This is a genomic window from Methylomonas sp. DH-1, assembly GCF_046097555.1.
GTDB lineage: Bacteria > Pseudomonadota > Gammaproteobacteria > Methylococcales > Methylomonadaceae > Methylomonas > Methylomonas koyamae.
In genome coordinates, this window is the sequence record NZ_CP143089.1 from 4,510,181 (window position 1) to 4,528,695 (window position 18,515).

The window sequence follows — 18,515 nt, forward strand, 5'->3', positions numbered from 1 at the left end:
TTTAAGCCGGTTCGGCGGGACCGGACGGCGCACAGGCATGGCCGATCAAAACTTCGGCGGCCTCGCGGGCCGAGCGCATCGGCGCCGAGCCTCGCTGCATCTGCTCCCGCACCAGCGCGCCGGCAATCAGCATGGATAAATGCTTGGCCAGACTGTCGGGGTCGCGGGCGCCGGCCTCGGCGGCCAGCGTCGCCAACAAGCGGCGAAAGCCTTCGGAAAAATCGGCCGCCGCCTGCTGCACCGGGCTGCCGGCGTCGGCGAATTCGGCCGAGGCGTTGATGAACGGGCAGCCGCGAAACGCCGGACTGGCTTGCAGCCGTTCGAACACATCGAATACGGCCAGCAATTTCCGCCGCGGATCGGCGCCGGATTGGGCCAGTTCCGCCTCGATGATGCCCTGCAACTTGACACGGCTCTTACTCAAATGCGCGACCACCAAATCATCCTTGGACGGAAAGTATTTATACAGGCTCATCTTGGTCGTGCCGGCGGCCTTGACGATGGCGTCGACGCCGGTGGCCTTAATCCCCTGGCTGTAAAACAGCTCCGAAGCGACGTCGAGGATATGTTGCTGAAGATTACGGGCCATACGCGGTTATTTGCAAAAACGGAGTTGAAACTATACCGACCGGTCTGTATTATTGCAACAGACTGACCGGTCTGTTTTAAAGCACTTTTACTTGATGGAGATAATTCGATGATTACTTTATACGGCATAGCAATCAGCAACTATTACAACAAAGTCAAACTGGCCTTGATGGAAAAGGAAATCGCCTTCGTCGAAGAAGCGGTGCGCCCGAGCCAAAACGAAGCGGTGTTGAAACGGTCGCCGCTGGGCAAAGTTCCGTTCATCAAAACCCCGGAAGGCTATTTGTCCGAATCGCAAGCGATATTGGAATACCTGGAAGATGCGTTTCCTGAACACCCGCTGTTTCCTGGCGACGCTTTCGAACGCGGTAAATGCCGCGAGTTTATCCAGCATATCGAACTGAACGTTGAACTGATTGCCCGCCGCCTGTATGCCGAAGCGCTTTTCGGCGGCAGCGTGTCGCAAGAAACCAAAGACGAAGTCCGGCAAAAACTCGACACCGGTTTGACCGGCTTGGCCAAATTGTTGAAGCTGGCGCCTTACGCGCTGGGCGATTCGTTTACCGCCGCCGACGTCGTCGCCTGGCCGCATCTGCAACTGGTCGGTTTCGCCACCCAAAAAATTTACGGCGAAAACTTGGTTAACAGCCATATCCCCGGCATCGAAAGCTATATGCAACTGATCGAAAGCCGGCCTCATGCGCAAACCGTAGCCGCCGACCGCGCTACGGCGCTGGCAGCGTTTTTCGCCAACCAGTAACCGTTCCGCAGCCGCCGGACTCGAGCAATTCGAAGCCGGCGGCGTATGCCTTAGCGCGAATCTGGTGCGGAAATTGGCGTTTATTTTTCGCCGGATTGGCTATCTCGAATCGCGGCAAGACGGCTTCACCGTCGAGCTTATTCCCGCCGATGAAAAGGCGGGAGCCGCACGCCCTGAATTAAATCTTTCATTTACCGCTGCGTCTACCCGTTCGTCGATATCAAACTGGTGGAACAACGCTTGTTGTTTTTGACCGAGAAAGCCCTACGGCCGGACGATTTTTTACAGACCGGTTTGGAGAAAGTTTGGCTGAAGCGGTAAGCCGAAACCAGGACCGACGCTAGTCGTCCGGCTTGAGAAAGGTTATGGAAGGGAAATTTGGCGCCGGTAAACCGGGTTCGAGGGTCGACGCGGGCGGGCCTGTGAGGACGCCGGTCCGCGCCGGGTTAAAGCTTAGGCTTCGTAGTTGGCGCTGGCGAATTCCCAGTTAACCAAGGCCCAGAACGCTTCCAAGTATTTCGGACGCAGGTTGCGGAAATCGATGTAATAGGCGTGCTCCCAAACGTCGCAGGTCAAAATCGGAGTTTTGCCGTCGGTCAATGGGCAACCGGCATTGCTGGTGCTGACCAGTTCCAGACCGCCCTTGTCGTTTTTCACCAGCCATGCCCAGCCGGAACCGAACGTGGTAACGGCGCATTTGGTGAATTCTTCTTTGAATTTCTCGAACGAACCGAAGCTTCTTTCGATCGCGTTTGCCAAGCCGCCGGTAGGTTCGCCGCCGCCGTTGGGAGACAGGCAGTTCCAGTAGAAAGTGTGGTTCCAGACTTGCGCTGCGTTGTTAAACACGCCGCCGGACGATTTTTTGACGATTTCTTCCAGAGACAAACCTTCGAACTCGGTGCCCGGAACCAGATTGTTCAGGTTGGTCACGTAGGTTTGGTGGTGTTTGCCGTAGTGGTATTCGATGGTTTCGGCGGAAATGTGCGGCGCCAAAGCATCTTTGGCGTACGGTAATGCAGGTAATTCAAAACTCATCTTTAATTCTCCAGATTGATTGAACAGCAGCAGTGACTAGGTGCGGACCGGGTCCAACCTAATTACCTAGCATTATAATAAAGAATTATTCCGAATTTAAAAGCACATTTAATTCAATGGCTTAGTATTTTTTGCCGGGACGCGGCCGCATCCCGGCGCCCGATTGAGCCAAGCAAGCCAAAAACCTTAAAAAATCAAAGCATTATAAGATCGTAACCAATCGGCTAAAACCGGCGTCGGAAGTGGTGCGTCAGTTGATCATGACCACACCGCCCTTCAGCGTCAACGTGCCGTCGCCGTTGACGGAAGTCTGCAAGCCTTTCAATTCCGCTTGAGTATCGGCTTGGATTTTGACGGTCATGCCTTTGATCGTCACGCCGCTTTGATCGAGCTTGATACTGCTCGACCCGACTCTGAGTTCTATCGATTGCTCGGCTTCTTCGAGAATGGCGCCTTTATCCAGCTTTACCGTCAGATTGCCCGATCCTAAACTAACTGTACGGTTACCGGAACTGACGGTCAATTCGTCATTACCTTGTTTGATCTCGACGGTACGATTGCCGGTCTTGACCGTCAACTTGTCGTTACCCTGATCCAGCGTCACGGTGCGGTGGTTATAAATATCTATGGTTTGGTCGCCGGGATCTGCCCTCTCGAAACCTATTTTCTGTACGTCGTTGTTCTTGACGATGCGGGTAAAGTTCTTTTCCGCTTGCATATAGATTTCTTCTTCGTCTTTTTTATCTTCGAAGCGTAATTCGTTGAAGTTCCCGGCCTCACCGTTTGGCGTGCTGCGCGTCTTGATACCGCTTTGGGTCTTGTTGGCATCCAGCCCGTAAGGCGGCATGTTGACGCTGTTATAGACCCGGCCGGTGATGATCGGATTGTCCGGGTTGCCTTCCAGAAAATCGACGACAACCTCCTGCCCGACTCGGGGTATGAACATGCTGCCCCAATTTTTACCGGCCCAAATCTGCGCAACCCGAACCCAGCAGGAGCTATTCTCGTTTTTAGTTCCGAGCCGGTCCCAATGGAACTGGACTTTGACTCGGCCATATTGGTCGGTCAGGATCTCGTCGCCCTCCGCTCCTACCACGACAGCGGTTTGCACGCCCTGCACCACCGGGACCCTGGTCAACCGCGGCGGCCGGTAAACATACGCAGTTTTGATCACCGAATAGGTACACAGGTACTCTTCTTCGCCGCCGGCGCCGGAATCGAAACCGTTGTTGCGGATACTGATATCGGTCGACAACACCATGTATTGGCAATTTTGGTCGGCGCGGGGATATTCGGCTAGAGTAAAGGTCAGACCGGTTGCCAATCCTCTGACATTGCCGCCGGCGAATATCTGTTCGTGCTCGGAGCGAACCTGCTCCATGCGCAAGCGAGCGTAGCGCTCGCCCTGCGTGGCGGTTTTATATTCGCCCGGATAATCGTAAATTTCCTTGCCGGATTCCGCGTGCTCGCCGTCAATCAACGACGCCACCTTCAAGTCAGACGTGACTGCTTCGAAATCGTATTCGTTCAAATAGTAACCGCCGGATTGAATTTGCCGGCTGAAAGTCCAGTCGAAAATATGCTCTTCGTCGCGGACGCCTTGGTTATCGGGCGGGTAATACTTGACCGTGGCATTGCCGGCAAGCGCTTGGTGCGCCTGCATGTTGTCGCATAACACCATGGTGTGACTGCCGTTATGGTGCTGGAAGTAGTAGTAGATACCCTCCTCTTCCATCAACCGACTGACCAGATTGAAGTCGGTTTCCCGGTATTGCACGCAAAATTCGCGTTCGGGGTAGGTTTCGTTCAGATTCAAGGTCGGCACGATGCCGTAATTGCCGAGTATGCTCTTGACGATCTCGGAAGCGGTAGTAGGTGCCGCTTGGTTGTTTTCGCCGACAGAAGGCGACAAAACTCGGCAATTGCTGGATCGGGTCATTAACCAAGCCTTCGGATGCAGCCAGACCCGATAGTTGTACAAATCTCCGAGCATGCCAAGTTGATTGACCCGGGTAACGATACCGTTAAACCAACGGCTCCCGCCGTTCTCCAACGCCAACTCCACGGTCAGGCCGGTGCCGAGCAAGGCTTTCAAGTCGACGGTTCCGCTTTCGCTCAACAATTCCAATTGGTATTCGAACAAGCGGCTGACGGCCTCGCTACCGGTCATCCGATACAGCACGAAAACACCGTCACCCAGTGCCGTGGTCACCTTAGCTACCCGCTGATCTTGAGAGAGGGACATGTCGAAATCCTAAATGAAACTGTTGAATAACTAAGCCAGGCGGCTCAACCGATCAATACCGTCGGATAGCCGACAATAATGGTGCCGCCATGGGCGCAACTGTCGCCCATCCGGGCCGCGGGCATATTGCCGATCAATACCGTCGCCGACCCCATCGCGATGGTATCGGGCGGCCCGACGCAGACGGCCATGTCGGTGGCTCTTGCGGCTGGCATACTGCCGATCAAAACCGTTGCCGCACCCGGACCTGAAATCGGCCCGCCGACGTGAGGTACCGGTCCGTTGAACATCGGGCAAACATGCATGTCGGTCAAGCGTGCAGCAGGCTGTCCCATCCCCCCCCCTAAGCCGCTTGCCAGACGCGGCCGTTACCGCCGTTGGCGATATCGATGCCTTGCTCCAGAAAGAACTGGTATTTGTCCTGGGATTTGTCCGGCTGCGTCAGTACCGCGGCCAGCATCACGGCCCCGGCCACAGCCTTACCGGTCAAATTGTCGGCCGGCGGCACGGCCGGCACGTTTTCCGGTGCCATACTGCCTTCACTCCAGAACGCCGCCATCGCCGCCCAGGCAGCCGGATTTTCGAACGACGCATCGTGGGCGGCGCTATTCGCCAAGCGGCGATTGGGTTCGGTAGGTTTGAATACCCATAACTCGGCTGCCTCCAAGGCTTTCACCACTTCCGGCTTGGTATCCGGTCCGACCACGCTGCGGGCGCTGATGCAGGCCCACCAGGTTGCTTCCCGCTTGGGTAAGGCTCTTGCCAGAAACCGAACGGCATCTGGGAACAGTTTGAGTTCGATCAGGTTGCGCAAAAATGCCGCCGGCGCCAAGTCGTCGGCCAAACAACGTAACGCTTCTGGCTCCAACTGAATGTCCCGGCAAATTTGCGCCGCCGTAGGCATCGTCACTTTGCGTAAACTTACCGCAGTTGTCATGCTATCTCCCATCTCCAACGTGTCTGATTTCGGATTTTCTCTGTCGCGATTACGAATCTGCCAAGTAAAAATCTTAACCGTTGCACGCCGAGTTAGCTACCCGATTCACAACGCTTCGAATGGGTCTATATTGGCCCAATCCGTTTGCAAAACCGCCTGCCAACAATTGCCTTTTCCGTGCGCACCGCCGCCGGTGGCATTCGGCAAATCCACAACCATGCCGACATGGTCGCCCGCCACCCCCTCGACACTGACCAAATCGCCGGCGATTCGGAAATTGACGCCGGGGCAATCGGATGCGCTTTTCGATTTCCAGGTCCGCAGCATCATTTGCGGCTTGAAGATATTGACATGGGCTGCTTTGATAACCTGGGCCATCGCCGGCGCGTTAAAGGTGACGAACGGCACGCCTTCCCAAACGCCGACCACTTGAGCCAAGCCGCCGCCTAACGAATGCCCGGTCACCGATATTCTTCTGCCGTTGGCAATTTGTTTGGCGGCCTTCAGCATTTGCCGCGCCGACGAAGATTGGTTGGGTAGAATACGCAAACCGATTCTCAGGTCGGCCCCGATATCCGAAAATAGCTTTCCCGCTTGCCCCGGATTCGTGCCACAACAACCGACCACGACGTCCGAGCTGTTGCACCATATACCGCCTTGAAAACCGTCTCCGTACCAGGTCCCCGATTCCCACTTCTGCACCTGCCAATCGTCGACCATATGGCCGGGAGGATCGGCGTAATACTGGTTGGCGCGTTTGTAATAAGCAGCTATTGCGATTTTTGCGTAGTCTAGACAAGTTGCCATCTAATTACTTTTGAAATGTGAATTAAAAACTGGTCTTTTTCTCTAAAACATAAGAAATCAAACGAACCAATACACGCTAGAAATATTCTTTTCCGATTCCAGCTATAAGTAGTCCCAGCGAAAAAATCACCTATGAAGTGAATTGCGAAAAGCTCAATTTAAAATGTTCAGCGAAAATCTTTAACCAGGGTAAGTGATATTCATCTAACAGGGTATAATGTCTGGACATGGATACCATCCATTGGAAGTTTATCCACAATCATTACCGCCTGACTAAAATCTTCCAAGTGAGTTATATCCGAATCTTTACTGGCAAAATTCATTTTAAATGCATTCTCTCTAACAAACTCTAATCTATCTAATGATTTAGAAATCTTCACTCTATTCGAGGCTCCATCCAGTTTTGCCAATTCGACTTGCCCTTCATCAGAATTAAGCAAAAACCAACCCACAACAACCGCCTGTTGTACGTCTAGAAACGAACCTGAATTATCTTTTGAGTTATCAATAAAACTACCGAATGCATTTTTCGCTTGCTGAGTGTTCATCCCTGGATTAAGAGCCTTCCAAATTTCACGATGTTCAGACTCAGGCCGAATTGATCCAGTAGGCCCCATAATGATGGGGTGGGTACTATCGCTCTTTAAAGTTCCCATTAAGCGATCAGATATTTGCAAGCCACTTACACCAACATGCAGACTTAGAATATGACTAGGTTCGTTGCTAACTGGACTTAGTAGCCCTTCTCTCGTAGTTAAAATCGCATGGACCTCTTGTTTAGAATATTTTCTTGCTCTAGCCATCTTAAAATCTCCACTTTCAAAGAAAATTTTTTGTTACCCCAAAAACACAGCCAAAACGAATCCCCATCTATTTGATAACGCGAAATAGTTGAGTATTCAAAGCATCACATCACGCTTAGAACTCATAACCAAACTCACCATCCATAACCTTTACCTGTACCCTTTCGATCGGCGCCCCTTCCATCATCCGGGTCAAAAACTCCTCGCTGATTTTCGGTAACACGGTGTTGGTCAGGATCGCGTCTATCATCCGGCCGCCGCTTTCCAGTTCGGTGCAGCGGCTAGCGATCAGTTTGATCACGTCGTCGTCATAGCTAAACGGCACTTTGTGGGTTTCTTCGACGCGTTTTTTGATGCGGTTTAATTGCAAGCGGGCGATGGCGCCTATCATTTCGTCGTTTAGCGGATAGTATGGAATCACGACCAGACGGCCCAGCAAGGCCGGCGGAAATACTTTCAGCAACGGCTCGCGCAAGGCTTTAGATATGCCTTCCGGTTCCGGCATCAGATCCGGGTCCTTGCACAGATTGGCGATCAAGTCGGTACCAGCGTTGGTAGTCAACAAAATCAGCGTGTTTTTGAAGTCGATGACCCGGCCTTCGCCGTCTTCCATCCAGCCCTTGTCGAACACCTGGAAAAAGATTTCGTGCACGTCGGGATGAGCTTTTTCGACCTCGTCCAGCAACACGACGCTGTAAGGCCGGCGCCGCACGGCTTCGGTCAATACGCCGCCCTCGCCATAACCGACATAGCCGGGAGGCGCGCCTTTCAATGTCGACACGGTATGCGCTTCCTGGTACTCGCTCATGTTGATGGTAATGACGTTCTGCTCGCCGCCGTACAAGGCTTCGGCCAAGGCCAGAGCGGTTTCGGTCTTACCGACGCCGGATGTACCGGCCAACATGAACACGCCAATCGGTTTATTCGGATTGTCGAGACCTGCGCGCGAGGTCTGAATCCGTTTGGCGATCATCTCCAGCGCGTGGCGTTGGCCGATAATGCGCTGCTCCAGATTGTCGGCCAATTTCAGCACGGTTTCGATTTCGTTTCTGACCATCCGCCCGACCGGAATGCCGGTCCAATCCTGTACCACCGCAGCGACGGCCTGATGGTCGACGGTCGGCAGGATCAGCGGCGATTCGCCTTGTTGTTCGTGCAATTGCGCTTGCAGCGATTTAAGTTCGGTCAGCATGGCATCGCGATCCTCGTGTTCCGTTGCCGATTCGTCAGCCGTAGCGTTCGCGCCATCCACGGCATGGCCGGCCGAGCGCAATTTACCCCGGAGCGCCAGAATCTTGCCGACCAATTCTTTCTCGGCGTTCCAGCGCTCCTCCAGACCCAGCAAGCGCTCGCGTTCGGCCGCCAATTTTTCGTTGGCCAACTCTTCGCGGCCGACCACTTCGACACCGACAGCTTTTTCGCGGCCGATGATGGCGAGTTCGGTTTCCAAGGCTTCGATACGCTTACGACAATCGTCGACCTCGGCCGGCACCGCGTGCTGGCTGACGCCGACCCGGGCACAGGCGGTATCCAACAGACTGACCGCCTTGTCCGGCAGTTGCCGGGCCGGAATATAGCGGTGCGACAGTTTCACCGCGGCTTCCAGCGCCTCGTCCAAAATCAGCACTTGGTGGTGTTTTTCCTGTACCGAAACCACGCCGCGCATCATCCGGATCGCCTTGGCTTCGTCCGGTTCGTGGACCTGTACAACTTGAAAGCGGCGGGTCAAGGCAGGGTCTTTCTCTATATGTTTTTTATACTCGGCCCAGGTTGTTGCGGCGACGGTACGCAATTGGCCGCGCGCCAACGCCGGCTTCAACAGATTGGCGGCATCGCCGGTGCCGGCCGCACCGCCGGCGCCGACCAGGGTGTGGGCTTCGTCGATGAACAAGATGATGGGTTTCGGCGAAGCTTGGACTTCTTCGATGACCTGACGCAGGCGGTTTTCGAATTCGCCCTTCATGCTGGCGCCGGCCTGCAGCAAACCGACGTCCAAGGTGCGCAAACTGACGTCGCGCAAGGACGGCGGTACGTCGCCGGCGACGATTTTCAAGGCAAAGCCTTCGACGACGGCGGTCTTGCCGACGCCGGCCTCGCCGGTCAAAATCGGATTGTTCTGGCGGCGGCGCATCAGAATGTCGATCATCTGGCGGATTTCCTCGTCGCGGCCGACGATAGGATCGATCTTGCCTTGGCGGGCCTGTTCGGTCAGGTCGACGGTGAACTGTTTCAGGGCGTCCTGCTTGCCCATCGCCGCCGGCGCCATCGCACCGCTGGCTTCACCCGGCGTCGCGGCAATGTGGGTACCGTCGGTTGCCGCCAAGCCGTCCTCCGGAGAACCGGCAATTACGCTTGGCAACTCGTCCGATAGGCTATCCGGTTTAAGTTTTTCGAATTCGCGGGAAATGCCGATTAGCTCGTTGCGCAGGCCTTTGGTTTTCAGCATGCCGACCAGCAAATGGCCGCTACGCACCTGGTTTTCGCCGAATAACAGCGTGCCGTAAACCCAACCGCGTTCGACGCTGTCTTCGATGTGCGGCGAGAAATCGGAAATCGAGGTCGAGCCGCGCGGCAATTTGTCCAGCGCTTCTGTGACTTCTTTCGCGATCCGCGACATGTCCAGGCCGTAATGCTTGATCGCCCGATGCAGGTCGGAATCGGGCAATTGCAGCAATTGGCTCAGCCAATGCACCAATTCGACATAAGGGTTGCCCCGCAGCTTACAAAACACCGTTGCGCTTTCGACGGCTTTGTAACAAACCCGGTTTAATTTCCCAAACAGCTTGACTCGGCTAATTTCTGCCATCGCTACATTTCCTGTTCAAAAGTTAAGGTTGGTTTAACAGTTCGCCCCAACGGCGATAAATGGGTCGAGCAATAAATCGTCGGCATCGCGTTCGCTGTGGCGCGGCCCCAGCCACATACTCCAGCCCAGTTGCGCATAGCCATTCATACTGCGTTTATCCTGTTGCTGCGGCACACCCAACGCCAATTCCGCCGGCACTTCGGAGTGTTTCAAAACCAATTGTGCATCCCAGACATATTCGTCGCCGACATAATTGCGCACACTGGCTTTCAGTTGTTCGAACAACACCGCGCCCGGTAACAGCGCCAGATAATCGGTCAGCGCCATCGGCCCGAGTACGACCTTGAATTTGTGCTGGCAGCCCCATACCGAAGCGCCCAATAAGGCGGTTTGGCCCAAGCTGGCTATATCGGCACTGGCACCCAATCGAGTTTGTTCCGACGGCTGAATATCCATCCATTCGCCGACGAATTCTTCGATTCTGCCCCCCAGCCCCAGCACATCGGCGATCACCGCGCGCAATCCGTCCGGATGCTTGGTTTGGGCGGAAAAGTGGCCGGCGTAAAACAGTTTCGCCCGATCCGCCAGCGCATCCCGCTGCTGGAAAGCCTCTCCGGCAACCCCCAACAAGCTACCGACGTAAAAAGCGAAGCGGTCGGTTTGCGGCCGATCGTAATGCACTTCCGGCCGAGCGTTGGCCCAAGCCCGGTAAAACAGGCTGATCATGCGATGGTGAAACACATCGGCAAACCGGGCCAGGGTCGGATCGTGATGGTGGCGAGCACGTTGTCGGGCATATTCGGTCAAATGCAACGGCAACGGGCCGTGCGGGCCGAACAGCCCCATAAAGTTCACCGCCAGGCGCGGCGTCGCGGATTTGCCTCCCGCCGCAACGTAGGCCGAAACGGCGGACGCCGGAAACTCCAGCTCGGGCTCCTGCGACAAGCGAATCGCATCGTCCCCTGCCTTAAGGCTTTCGCCCAGGCGCGGTTTGTCTGGATGCAGGGTTTCGATCAAGCGCAAGGCTTCGAAAAAATCGAAGCGGTAAGCGGCTTGTTGCAACTCGTCGATCAGAACGTGTGCCGACATCCCATCCTCACCGGCCATCTGGCCACTTCGCCGCGATCGGTAGTACGAATCGCGGTTTCGACGAAGGAATTGATCGACACGTAGCGGGCAAAAAATTGCTCCAGCACGGTACCCATCAAAAAGTAACCGCCACCCTCGAATGCCGACTCGTCGAGCAATACCGAAATTTCCAGGCCGCGGCCGAACACCATCGGTCCTTTCGAATCGATGCGCCGGACCACATTTTTCGAAGCGACCGAAATCACGCCCTCGATTTGTTTTTTGATCGCCGGCTCGCGGCCTTCCGCATAAAGCCCCAACAATTCGCGCAACGCGGCGGCGCCGGTTTTCTGGTCGCTGTCGATCAAGGACAAATAATTCAGCGATAAATGGTTGATCAGGCGCCACACCGTATCCGAGTCATAGGCTGCTGGTAACGGCCGGGTCGGTCCGGCAATGCAACGGATCGATTTGACCGGGGCGCTGATCTGGAGCGTAAAGTCGGTCTCGCCCAAGCCGACCGGCATTACCAACGGCAAATCGCGGTTGGTACATAACGTCTCTATGCCCAACTGCGCCAATTTAGTGGAATACGGGGCCTCGGCCGCGTCGACCAAAGCGATAAACACTTCGCTGCCGATGTAGCTGGAGCGCACGCCTTTACGCCGCTGTTTGGACGACAACACCCGCTTGGTCCGGCGGAGGGCGTAAAACGCGGTTTCCGTTTGGTTCTGGTAAGCCGACTTGGAACCGTAGAACGGTAGAAATGCCTGTTCGCCGGCCTGGTCGTTGCCGTAACCGCAAACCTCGTTAACGCTGTACACCTCGTAGTCCATCGGCCGGCTGCGGTCGACTACCAAATGGTATTCGGACTGGCGGTGGTCGACGTGGATCCGGTCGGCGCGCTTCGGGAACAAATTGATGGCCGGCGCGCAAAACAGCGCCAAATTGTTCTGGTCCAGCGCATTGACCAGTTGCAAATCGCTGCGGTCCAACAGCACGAACAGTTCCAGTTCCTCGCTGTCGCAAACCGCCGTCAACTGGTTCAGCCGCTCCAGCTCGACGAACAGGTAGCGCTCCGGAAAGGCGAAATATTCCTGCAAGATCCGGTAACCGTCGAACGAGCGCGGCGTTTGCCTGAGCAGCGCTTCGTCCTGATTGAAGCCCATGCCGTGCGCCACCCGACCGTTAGCATATTCGAAAACATGGGATGCGCCGGCTTTGAACTTGCCGGCCAAACCGACCGCGTTGGCCAGAAACTGCTCGTACAAGCGGTAAGGAATATTGCCGGAACCGCGCAAAAACAACGGCAAACTTTGCAGCGGCATCTTGCTGAATTTAATGCCGCCGACCGTACGCAACACGATACGGAATGCCGCCTTGACCGTCGGCGGATACTTGCCGGGCGCCAAGCCGCTGCTGGAAATGGCCGCCAAACTGGGCAGATATTCCAATTGCGCCAGTTGCAGCGGCCAAAGTTGCACCGCTTGCGAAGTCCTGTATTCGCATGCGGTTTGTTCGCCTTTAGCGATCAAACTGCGCAACACCGTATCCCGCGGAATGGTCAATCCTTCCGCCAACGCCGCTTCGGCGAAATCCGGCTTGAATTCCACCACTGCCATCGACGGCGTCGCCGACAAATAATGCGGATAAACGATTTGCAGCAGTTGCTGGGTGAAATTCGGAAATTCGGCGTCGACTTTGAGCTGTACCCGTGCCGCCATGAAGGCAAAGCCCTCGAACAACCGCTCGACATAAGGATCGGAACACTCGAAGGTATCCAGGCCCAGCCGGCCGGCGATCTTCGGAAATTCGGCAGCGAATTCGGCGCCGACTTCCCGGACGTATTGCAATTCGCGGTTGTAATATTTCAGCAGTTTCGGATCCATGGCCGCTCAATCCAATTCCTGAATGGTCATTTCCCCGGTCTCCAGATCGAGGTCGCTGCGGATAAACAAATGAATCGGCAACGGCTGCGCCCATAGATCGCCTTCGATGGTAAAAGACAGGGCTTTGTTACTCATCTGCTCGTCGTCCTTCACCAGCTCCACCGACAGCGAATCCGGCAAGATGCGCGGTTCGAAACTGGCTATCGCCTGCTTAACCTTTCTCTGGATCTGTTTGGCATCGATGCCGGTTACCGAAACGCCGGAAAACACCGGCGAGCCGAAGTTCAACACCGAATTCGCCACGAACGGGTAATCGGCAAGATCGGTCATGCTTTCCAAAGCCGCCGTGTTCAGCAGCCAGCTTAAATCGCGTAGTACGCTTTGCCGGAGTTGACGCATCGACATGACGCGTTGTTCGCGGCTTTCTTTTTGGTTCTCCGGCGCATCGTCGGTCAGTCGGTCCAATAAGGACGGCTGCAAGCGCTCGGAGTGAAGCAAATCGGCCATTACTGCGGTTCCGCTACGCCGGCCAGTTCGATGCTGCGCACATCCAACAGCGCATAATCGTCGACATCGGTTGCCAATAAACGCTGGCCAAGGCCGTGTGCGGTATCTGCCGCCACCGGTTGCCAGTCGGTCAGCCGCGACAGGCGAATCCGCGCATCGTCGGCCAGTTCCGAACCGGGATAACGCGACGGGATAAAGCCTTCGGCTTCGCCGCCGTTAATCCAGGTGAAATGGGCGGGGAGCCAGACCAAATCGCGCAAGTCGGTCGGTTGTTCCAACTGAATCTTGCTGATTTGCATGAAGGGAATCCAATAATAGCGGCCGTTGATAATGGCTTCCAGACAGGGGCCGAGCCGAACGTCGGCGTCCGCGATCCAGGCGAACGGGGTACCGTCGATGGAACCGGGCGTAGCCGGCGCCTGTTGCATGGCGAGATTGCGCAATTCCGCTGCCTGCGGGTGGTTGCCGTCGCTTTCCAGTTTCAAAGCCTCCAGCATCAGGGCCATCCACTCCTGCGGTTGGCCGAAAACCAGCGGCGTCTTACGGCCGGCAAACACTTCCTTGCGTAAGGCCTCGCACTGTAAGACCTGTTCGTAGGTACTGACCATCAGCAGAGTGGATGCATCCAGATCGCGCAACACGTTGAGTTGATTGAGGGCTTTGTCCCACAGGCCCGATATGCAATACAACTGGAACAATAAAACCCGCAGTTTGGCGTCCGCCGGACTCTGCCGAATCTGTTGCTGAGTTTGCTGCAACGCGGGCTCCAATTCTCCGTTTGCGATCAGTTGCGAAACAGTGAGCATGACTTCTCCAATAGGTCGGAAAGATATCCCCGGCAACGTGAACGCCACCGGGGACGGCGATTAAAGCGCTTGGTTTTTCTTCAAATCCCAGCCTTTGAATGCACCGGCGGTGGCCGACTTGCCTTCGCCGAAGGTGCTGTACTTCATTTTGGCCTGGTTGAAGTTGATGGAAAGCGATTCAGAGGGACGTTCGCCGCCGCTGCTTTGGCTGTAGCCGCTGACGATGGCTTCCGACAGCTCGATTTCCAAATAGACTTGCTGTTTGGTATCGGCGCCTGCGGTTTGAATGAAATGAATCGTCGCAGTGCCCAAGCTCTTGCCGCAAATGGCCTGCATCCACAAGTCCACGGACGCAACGTCCATGCTTTTGGTCAGGGTCACTTCCGAAAAAGACGGATTGCTGGTATCCCGGTCTTTACCGGCACCGCTGGTGCTGATCGCACGGCCGACGCCCCATTGCAGCGAATCGATCGTGATCCAATCGGCGTGGCCCTCGACGGTGCTATCGCCTTTAATTTCGGTTGCAAATTTCAATAAAATCATACTGCTCTCCTTTCCACTTTGGTCATTAAAACAAACGGGTATGCCACCCGGGATTTATAGGTCCCGGCGATCCGGGATTTATAAAATTTCTTGCCGCTTGCCGCGGCGGGCCGAATGCCCGGCATTGCCAACCGAACGGCATCCGGCATGATCGAATAACGCTATTTATCCTTTCTGCGACGGCAATTTGGAGGTCAGGCGCAAAGACACCGTCAAACCTTCCAATTGGTAATGCGGCCGCAGGAAAAACTTGGATTGGTAATAACCGGGATTACCTTCCACTTCCTCGACCACCACTTCGGCGCCGGCCAAAGGCCGTCTGGCTTTGTCCTTCTCGGTGGCGACGGCCGGATTGGTCAACACGTATTGGCTGATCCAGGTATTCAACCAAGATTCCATATCCTCCCTTTCCTTGAAAGAACCGATTTTGTCGCGAACGATGCATTTCAAATAATGGGCGAAACGGCAGGTCGCGAACAGGTAAGGTAGGCGCGCGGCCAAGTTGGCGTTGGCGGTTGCGTCCGGATCTTCGTATTCGGCCGGTTTTTGCAAAGATTGCGCCCCGATGAACGCGGCAAAGTCGGTATTTTTCTTATGCAACAACGGCATGAAACCGCTTTTTGCCAGCTCCGCTTCGCGGCGGTCGGTAATTGCAATCTCGGTCGGACACTTCATATCGACGCCGCCGTCATCGGTCGGAAATGAATGCACCGGCAAGCCTTCCACCGCCCCGCCCGACTCGACGCCGCGAATCTGCGAGCACCAGCCGTAGTATTTGAACGAACGGTTGATGTTAACCGCCATCGCATAGGCCGCGTTGGACCAAGTGTATTTGCTGCTGTCGGCTCCGGAAGTATCCTCCTCGAAATCGAATTCCTCGACCGGGTCGGTTTTGGAACCGTAAGGCAAGCGGCTCAGGAAGCGCGGCATTGCCAATCCGATATAGCGGGAGTCTTCCGATTCGCGCAACGAACGCCAAGCGGCGTATTCCGGCGTCTGGAAAATTTTGGTCAAATCGCGCGGATTGGCCAATTCCGACCAGCTTTCCATTTGCAGCACCGACGGCGCCACCCCGGAAATGAACGGCGTATGCGCGGAGGCGCTGATTTTCGCCATCTCGCCCAACAATTCGACGTCCTGCGGACTGTGGTCGAAATGGTAATCGCCGACCAAGCAGCCGAAAGGTTCGCCGCCGAAAGTGCCGTATTCTTCTTCGTACAGCTTTTTGAACAGCGGGCTTTGGTCCCAGGCGGTACCCTTGAATTTTTTCAGGGTTTTGCCCAGTTCGTTTTTCGAAATGTTCAACACCTTGATTTTTAACATCTCGTCGGTTTCGGTGTTGTTCACCAAATAGTGCAAGCCGCGCCAGGCCCCTTCCAATTTTTGAAAGTCGGGGTGGTGCAGAACCAGATTCAATTGTTCGGTGATTTTTTGGTCGAGACTGGCGATGATGGACTGGATCGACTTTATGGCATCGTCCGAAATTTTGGTGACGTCCTTCAAGGCGTATTGGGCCAGTGTCGCTACGGCGGTGTTGACTTGATTCGCCGCCTCGGTACCCGGTTTGAACTCCTTGGCCAGCAAGGCGGAAAAATCGTCGAACTCCAGGGTTTGGGTTGCCCCTTGCGCGCTTTGCGATTCTAATTCTGCCATGGCTTATTCTCCTTGCCCTTCGGTGGTTTCGCTTCCGGATTCGGCCGGTTTGGCAGATGCCGCCAAGGTTTGCAGCAAAGCCGGATCGTTGATCAGTTTAGCGATCAACTCTTCCGCACCGGTCTTGCCGTCCATGTAAGTAATCAGGTTAGACAACTGGGTTCTAGCCTCCAGGATTTTGTCCAAACCGGCCACCTTTTTCGCCACGGCAGCAGGAGAAAAGTCGTCCATGCTCTCGAAAGTGATATCCACGCTCAAATTGCCTTCTCCGGTCAAAGTATTGGCGACTTGGAACGCGACGCGCGGCTTCATCGATTTCAAACGGTCGTTGAAATTATCGACGTCGATTTCCAGCAATTTACGGTCGGCCACCGGCGCCAGCGGCTCGGACGGTTTACCGGACAGGTCCGACATCACGCCCATCACGAACGGCAACTGCACTTTCTTCTCCGAGCCGTACAATTCGACATCGTATTCAATCTGTACCCGGGGCGCCCGGTTTCTCTGTATAAATTTCTGACTACTCTCAGCCATGTTTTTCTCCAGTTGAAATAGTTAATAACAGTAAAACTTTAGTTCAGATCGGGACCTTTGATTAAATCTATTTGCGACAGTGCATCCGGCATCAGGTTGTTGACTATGCTCAGGAAATCCGCGGTAGCAAGGTATTTGGCGCGTTGCAACAAAATCGGTACCGGGCTGGACGGTTCGTTTTCGGCATAATATTTACAGAGCAAATCCAAAGTTCTAACGACATCGGCTCGGGTCTCAATCGCCCCCGCCGCCTGTTTTACCTTGGCCGGCGCTTTGGCTCCGGCTTCGTCTTCGGCATCTGCGCCGGCGTCTTCCCCGGCTACTTCGGCTTCGCCAACCAGCCGGCTACCGGCCAGTTGGTCGAATTGGTAACTGATTTCTTTCAACAAGGAGCGGAGCGCGGACAAATTCGCCCCTTGCCCAACCCCGACTTTTTCGCTGACGAAATTCTCGAGCTGAGCCACACTGGCACTGCTCTCGCCTATTGCCCGGAATGTTGCCGCCAGTTCTTCGCCGTCCACATCCAAAAACGCAGCCTTGATGGCGTTGATATCCGGTTTGGCGACGCCTTCCGGCGGCTCCAACTTATCGGTTGCATATTGGATGTCGCGCAAACAGAACCGGCCTACGGCTTTGGATTCGACCAGCGGCGTCAAACTCAACGGCCGAATGATCCAGTCGAAATTTACCAACTCTTCGATAATGTTGATCCGCAAGGTCGGATCGAGGCCGTCGTCGGGATCGAGTTGCGGGTGTATGCTATCCCAATACCGATTCACCGACTCCTGCAACAAACCCAGCCCGTCGCGGAAACCGGCCAAACCTTCCAGCGGAATTAAAGCCCTGATCAAATACAAAATAACTTGCAAATCCCTGGATCTTTCCAACAGTGCTATGGTTTGCTTTTGGATATCGCGCCAGTTGGGCGGCATCGCCTTTTCGCCGGTAAATTGGTTTTCCGGCGTACCTTGAATGTCCGTGTCCAACGCGATGCGGGCGGCGTCATACTCCAAATTGTCTCCGCACGGGTTATCCGGGCTTATTTCGTTTAACAAGCCTGATAAATCTGCCATGTTTTATTCTCCGATCTATAAAGTCCCGCCAGCAGCGGCGGCAAGCTAGCAAATTGCCATGCCAGCGACGCGCGGTCGCGATAGGTTTGCAGCTCGATGGCAAATCGCAGCCTCTTCGCTGCTTCAACTTGCGTTTACCAATACCCCACCAAGGTTACAAATTTGTGTCGCCGAACCGAATCTCGCCGCTGGTTCCGCCCAGTATGGGCGCTTCCAGTGTAGCCGCTTTTGCGCCGCGTGCCGAAAATTGGAATGAGTCGCCGCACTGCGCTCGGCCCCGCCTAACATCAGGCCCTTCGGCTAACTATGCTAAGCATTACACAAGATATGTGCCAGCCGTCGCGGCCTAACGCCTGCGGAAGATCAAACCATTGATAGATATGAAAATATTTGAACAGAGTCACGAAGCGGTACTATTCAGCCGTTCGCGTCAAACCGGAATGTCGGCACGATATGTCGTC

At 55.0% G+C, this 18,515-nt stretch carries 17 protein-coding genes; 1 reads left to right on the forward strand and 16 read right to left on the reverse strand.

What is annotated here, in order from left to right; all coding sequences use genetic code 11:
* Position 1 precedes the first annotated feature (1 nt).
* Positions 2-589 carry a TetR/AcrR family transcriptional regulator gene (locus tag VXJ35_RS20620; protein ID WP_064022998.1) on the reverse strand — a complete coding sequence of 196 codons (588 nt, stop codon included), beginning with the start codon at positions 587-589 and terminating at the stop codon, positions 2-4.
* 108 nt (positions 590-697) lie between these two features.
* On the opposite strand from VXJ35_RS20620, the gene VXJ35_RS20625 reads away from it, so the two are divergent.
* On the forward strand, positions 698-1,348 hold the full coding sequence (locus VXJ35_RS20625) for a glutathione S-transferase family protein (protein ID WP_064022999.1): 651 nt from the start codon (positions 698-700) through the stop codon (positions 1,346-1,348).
* A 453-nt stretch (positions 1,349-1,801) separates the two neighbouring features.
* Here the strand turns inward: VXJ35_RS20625 and sodB are convergent, their stop codons facing one another.
* The 15 genes from sodB to tssA form a co-directional block, all read right to left on the reverse strand.
* Positions 1,802-2,383 carry a superoxide dismutase [Fe] gene (gene sodB / locus VXJ35_RS20630; protein ID WP_054761057.1) on the reverse strand — a complete coding sequence of 194 codons (582 nt, stop codon included), beginning with the start codon at positions 2,381-2,383 and terminating at the stop codon, positions 1,802-1,804.
* Positions 2,384-2,633: 250 nt separating this feature from the next.
* Entirely contained in the window at positions 2,634-4,628 is a 1,995-nt protein-coding gene (locus tag VXJ35_RS20635; protein WP_064023000.1) for a type VI secretion system Vgr family protein, read from the reverse strand.
* A 44-nt stretch (positions 4,629-4,672) separates the two neighbouring features.
* Entirely contained in the window at positions 4,673-4,963 is a 291-nt protein-coding gene (locus VXJ35_RS20640) for a PAAR domain-containing protein (RefSeq protein ID WP_054761055.1), read from the reverse strand.
* A gap of 8 nt (positions 4,964-4,971) precedes the next feature.
* Positions 4,972-5,565: a DUF6931 family protein gene (locus tag VXJ35_RS20645; protein WP_054761069.1), complete on the reverse strand. Its 594-nt coding sequence runs from the start codon at positions 5,563-5,565 to the stop codon at positions 4,972-4,974.
* A gap of 105 nt (positions 5,566-5,670) precedes the next feature.
* A complete protein-coding gene (locus VXJ35_RS20650) occupies positions 5,671-6,372 on the reverse strand; it encodes a hypothetical protein (protein ID WP_054761053.1) in 702 nt (233 codons plus the stop codon).
* Between the two features lie 200 nt (positions 6,373-6,572).
* The gene (locus VXJ35_RS20655) at positions 6,573-7,175 is read right to left on the reverse strand and encodes a hypothetical protein (protein ID WP_157198251.1); all 603 of its coding nucleotides are present in this window, start codon (positions 7,173-7,175) and stop codon (positions 6,573-6,575) included.
* A gap of 115 nt (positions 7,176-7,290) precedes the next feature.
* Positions 7,291-9,981: a type VI secretion system ATPase TssH gene (gene tssH, locus VXJ35_RS20660; RefSeq protein WP_064023002.1), complete on the reverse strand. Its 2,691-nt coding sequence runs from the start codon at positions 9,979-9,981 to the stop codon at positions 7,291-7,293.
* A 33-nt stretch (positions 9,982-10,014) separates the two neighbouring features.
* A complete protein-coding gene (gene tssG, locus VXJ35_RS20665; protein WP_231914797.1) occupies positions 10,015-11,070 on the reverse strand; it encodes a type VI secretion system baseplate subunit TssG in 1,056 nt (351 codons plus the stop codon).
* Positions 11,052-12,938: a type VI secretion system baseplate subunit TssF gene (tssF, locus tag VXJ35_RS20670; RefSeq protein WP_064023004.1), complete on the reverse strand. Its 1,887-nt coding sequence runs from the start codon at positions 12,936-12,938 to the stop codon at positions 11,052-11,054. Before tssF ends, tssG begins: the two co-directional genes overlap by 19 nt.
* Positions 12,939-12,944: 6 nt before the next feature.
* Positions 12,945-13,445 carry a type VI secretion system baseplate subunit TssE gene (gene tssE / locus VXJ35_RS20675; RefSeq protein ID WP_064023005.1) on the reverse strand — a complete coding sequence of 167 codons (501 nt, stop codon included), beginning with the start codon at positions 13,443-13,445 and terminating at the stop codon, positions 12,945-12,947.
* Positions 13,445-14,251 carry a type VI secretion system accessory protein TagJ gene (locus tag VXJ35_RS20680; protein WP_064023006.1) on the reverse strand — a complete coding sequence of 269 codons (807 nt, stop codon included), beginning with the start codon at positions 14,249-14,251 and terminating at the stop codon, positions 13,445-13,447. The genes tssE and VXJ35_RS20680 overlap by 1 nt, the downstream gene beginning before the upstream one ends.
* Positions 14,252-14,311: 60 nt before the next feature.
* Positions 14,312-14,794 (reverse strand): type VI secretion system tube protein Hcp, encoded by a 483-nt coding sequence (locus VXJ35_RS20685; protein ID WP_054761039.1) that lies wholly within the window; start codon positions 14,792-14,794, stop codon positions 14,312-14,314.
* Between the two features lie 165 nt (positions 14,795-14,959).
* The gene (gene tssC / locus VXJ35_RS20690; protein ID WP_064023007.1) at positions 14,960-16,447 is read right to left on the reverse strand and encodes a type VI secretion system contractile sheath large subunit; all 1,488 of its coding nucleotides are present in this window, start codon (positions 16,445-16,447) and stop codon (positions 14,960-14,962) included.
* Between the two features lie 3 nt (positions 16,448-16,450).
* A complete protein-coding gene (gene tssB, locus VXJ35_RS20695) occupies positions 16,451-16,981 on the reverse strand; it encodes a type VI secretion system contractile sheath small subunit (RefSeq protein ID WP_064023008.1) in 531 nt (176 codons plus the stop codon).
* A 38-nt stretch (positions 16,982-17,019) separates the two neighbouring features.
* Positions 17,020-18,054 carry a type VI secretion system protein TssA gene (gene tssA / locus VXJ35_RS20700; RefSeq protein ID WP_064023009.1) on the reverse strand — a complete coding sequence of 345 codons (1,035 nt, stop codon included), beginning with the start codon at positions 18,052-18,054 and terminating at the stop codon, positions 17,020-17,022.
* Between the last annotated feature and the right edge of the window lie 461 nt (positions 18,055-18,515).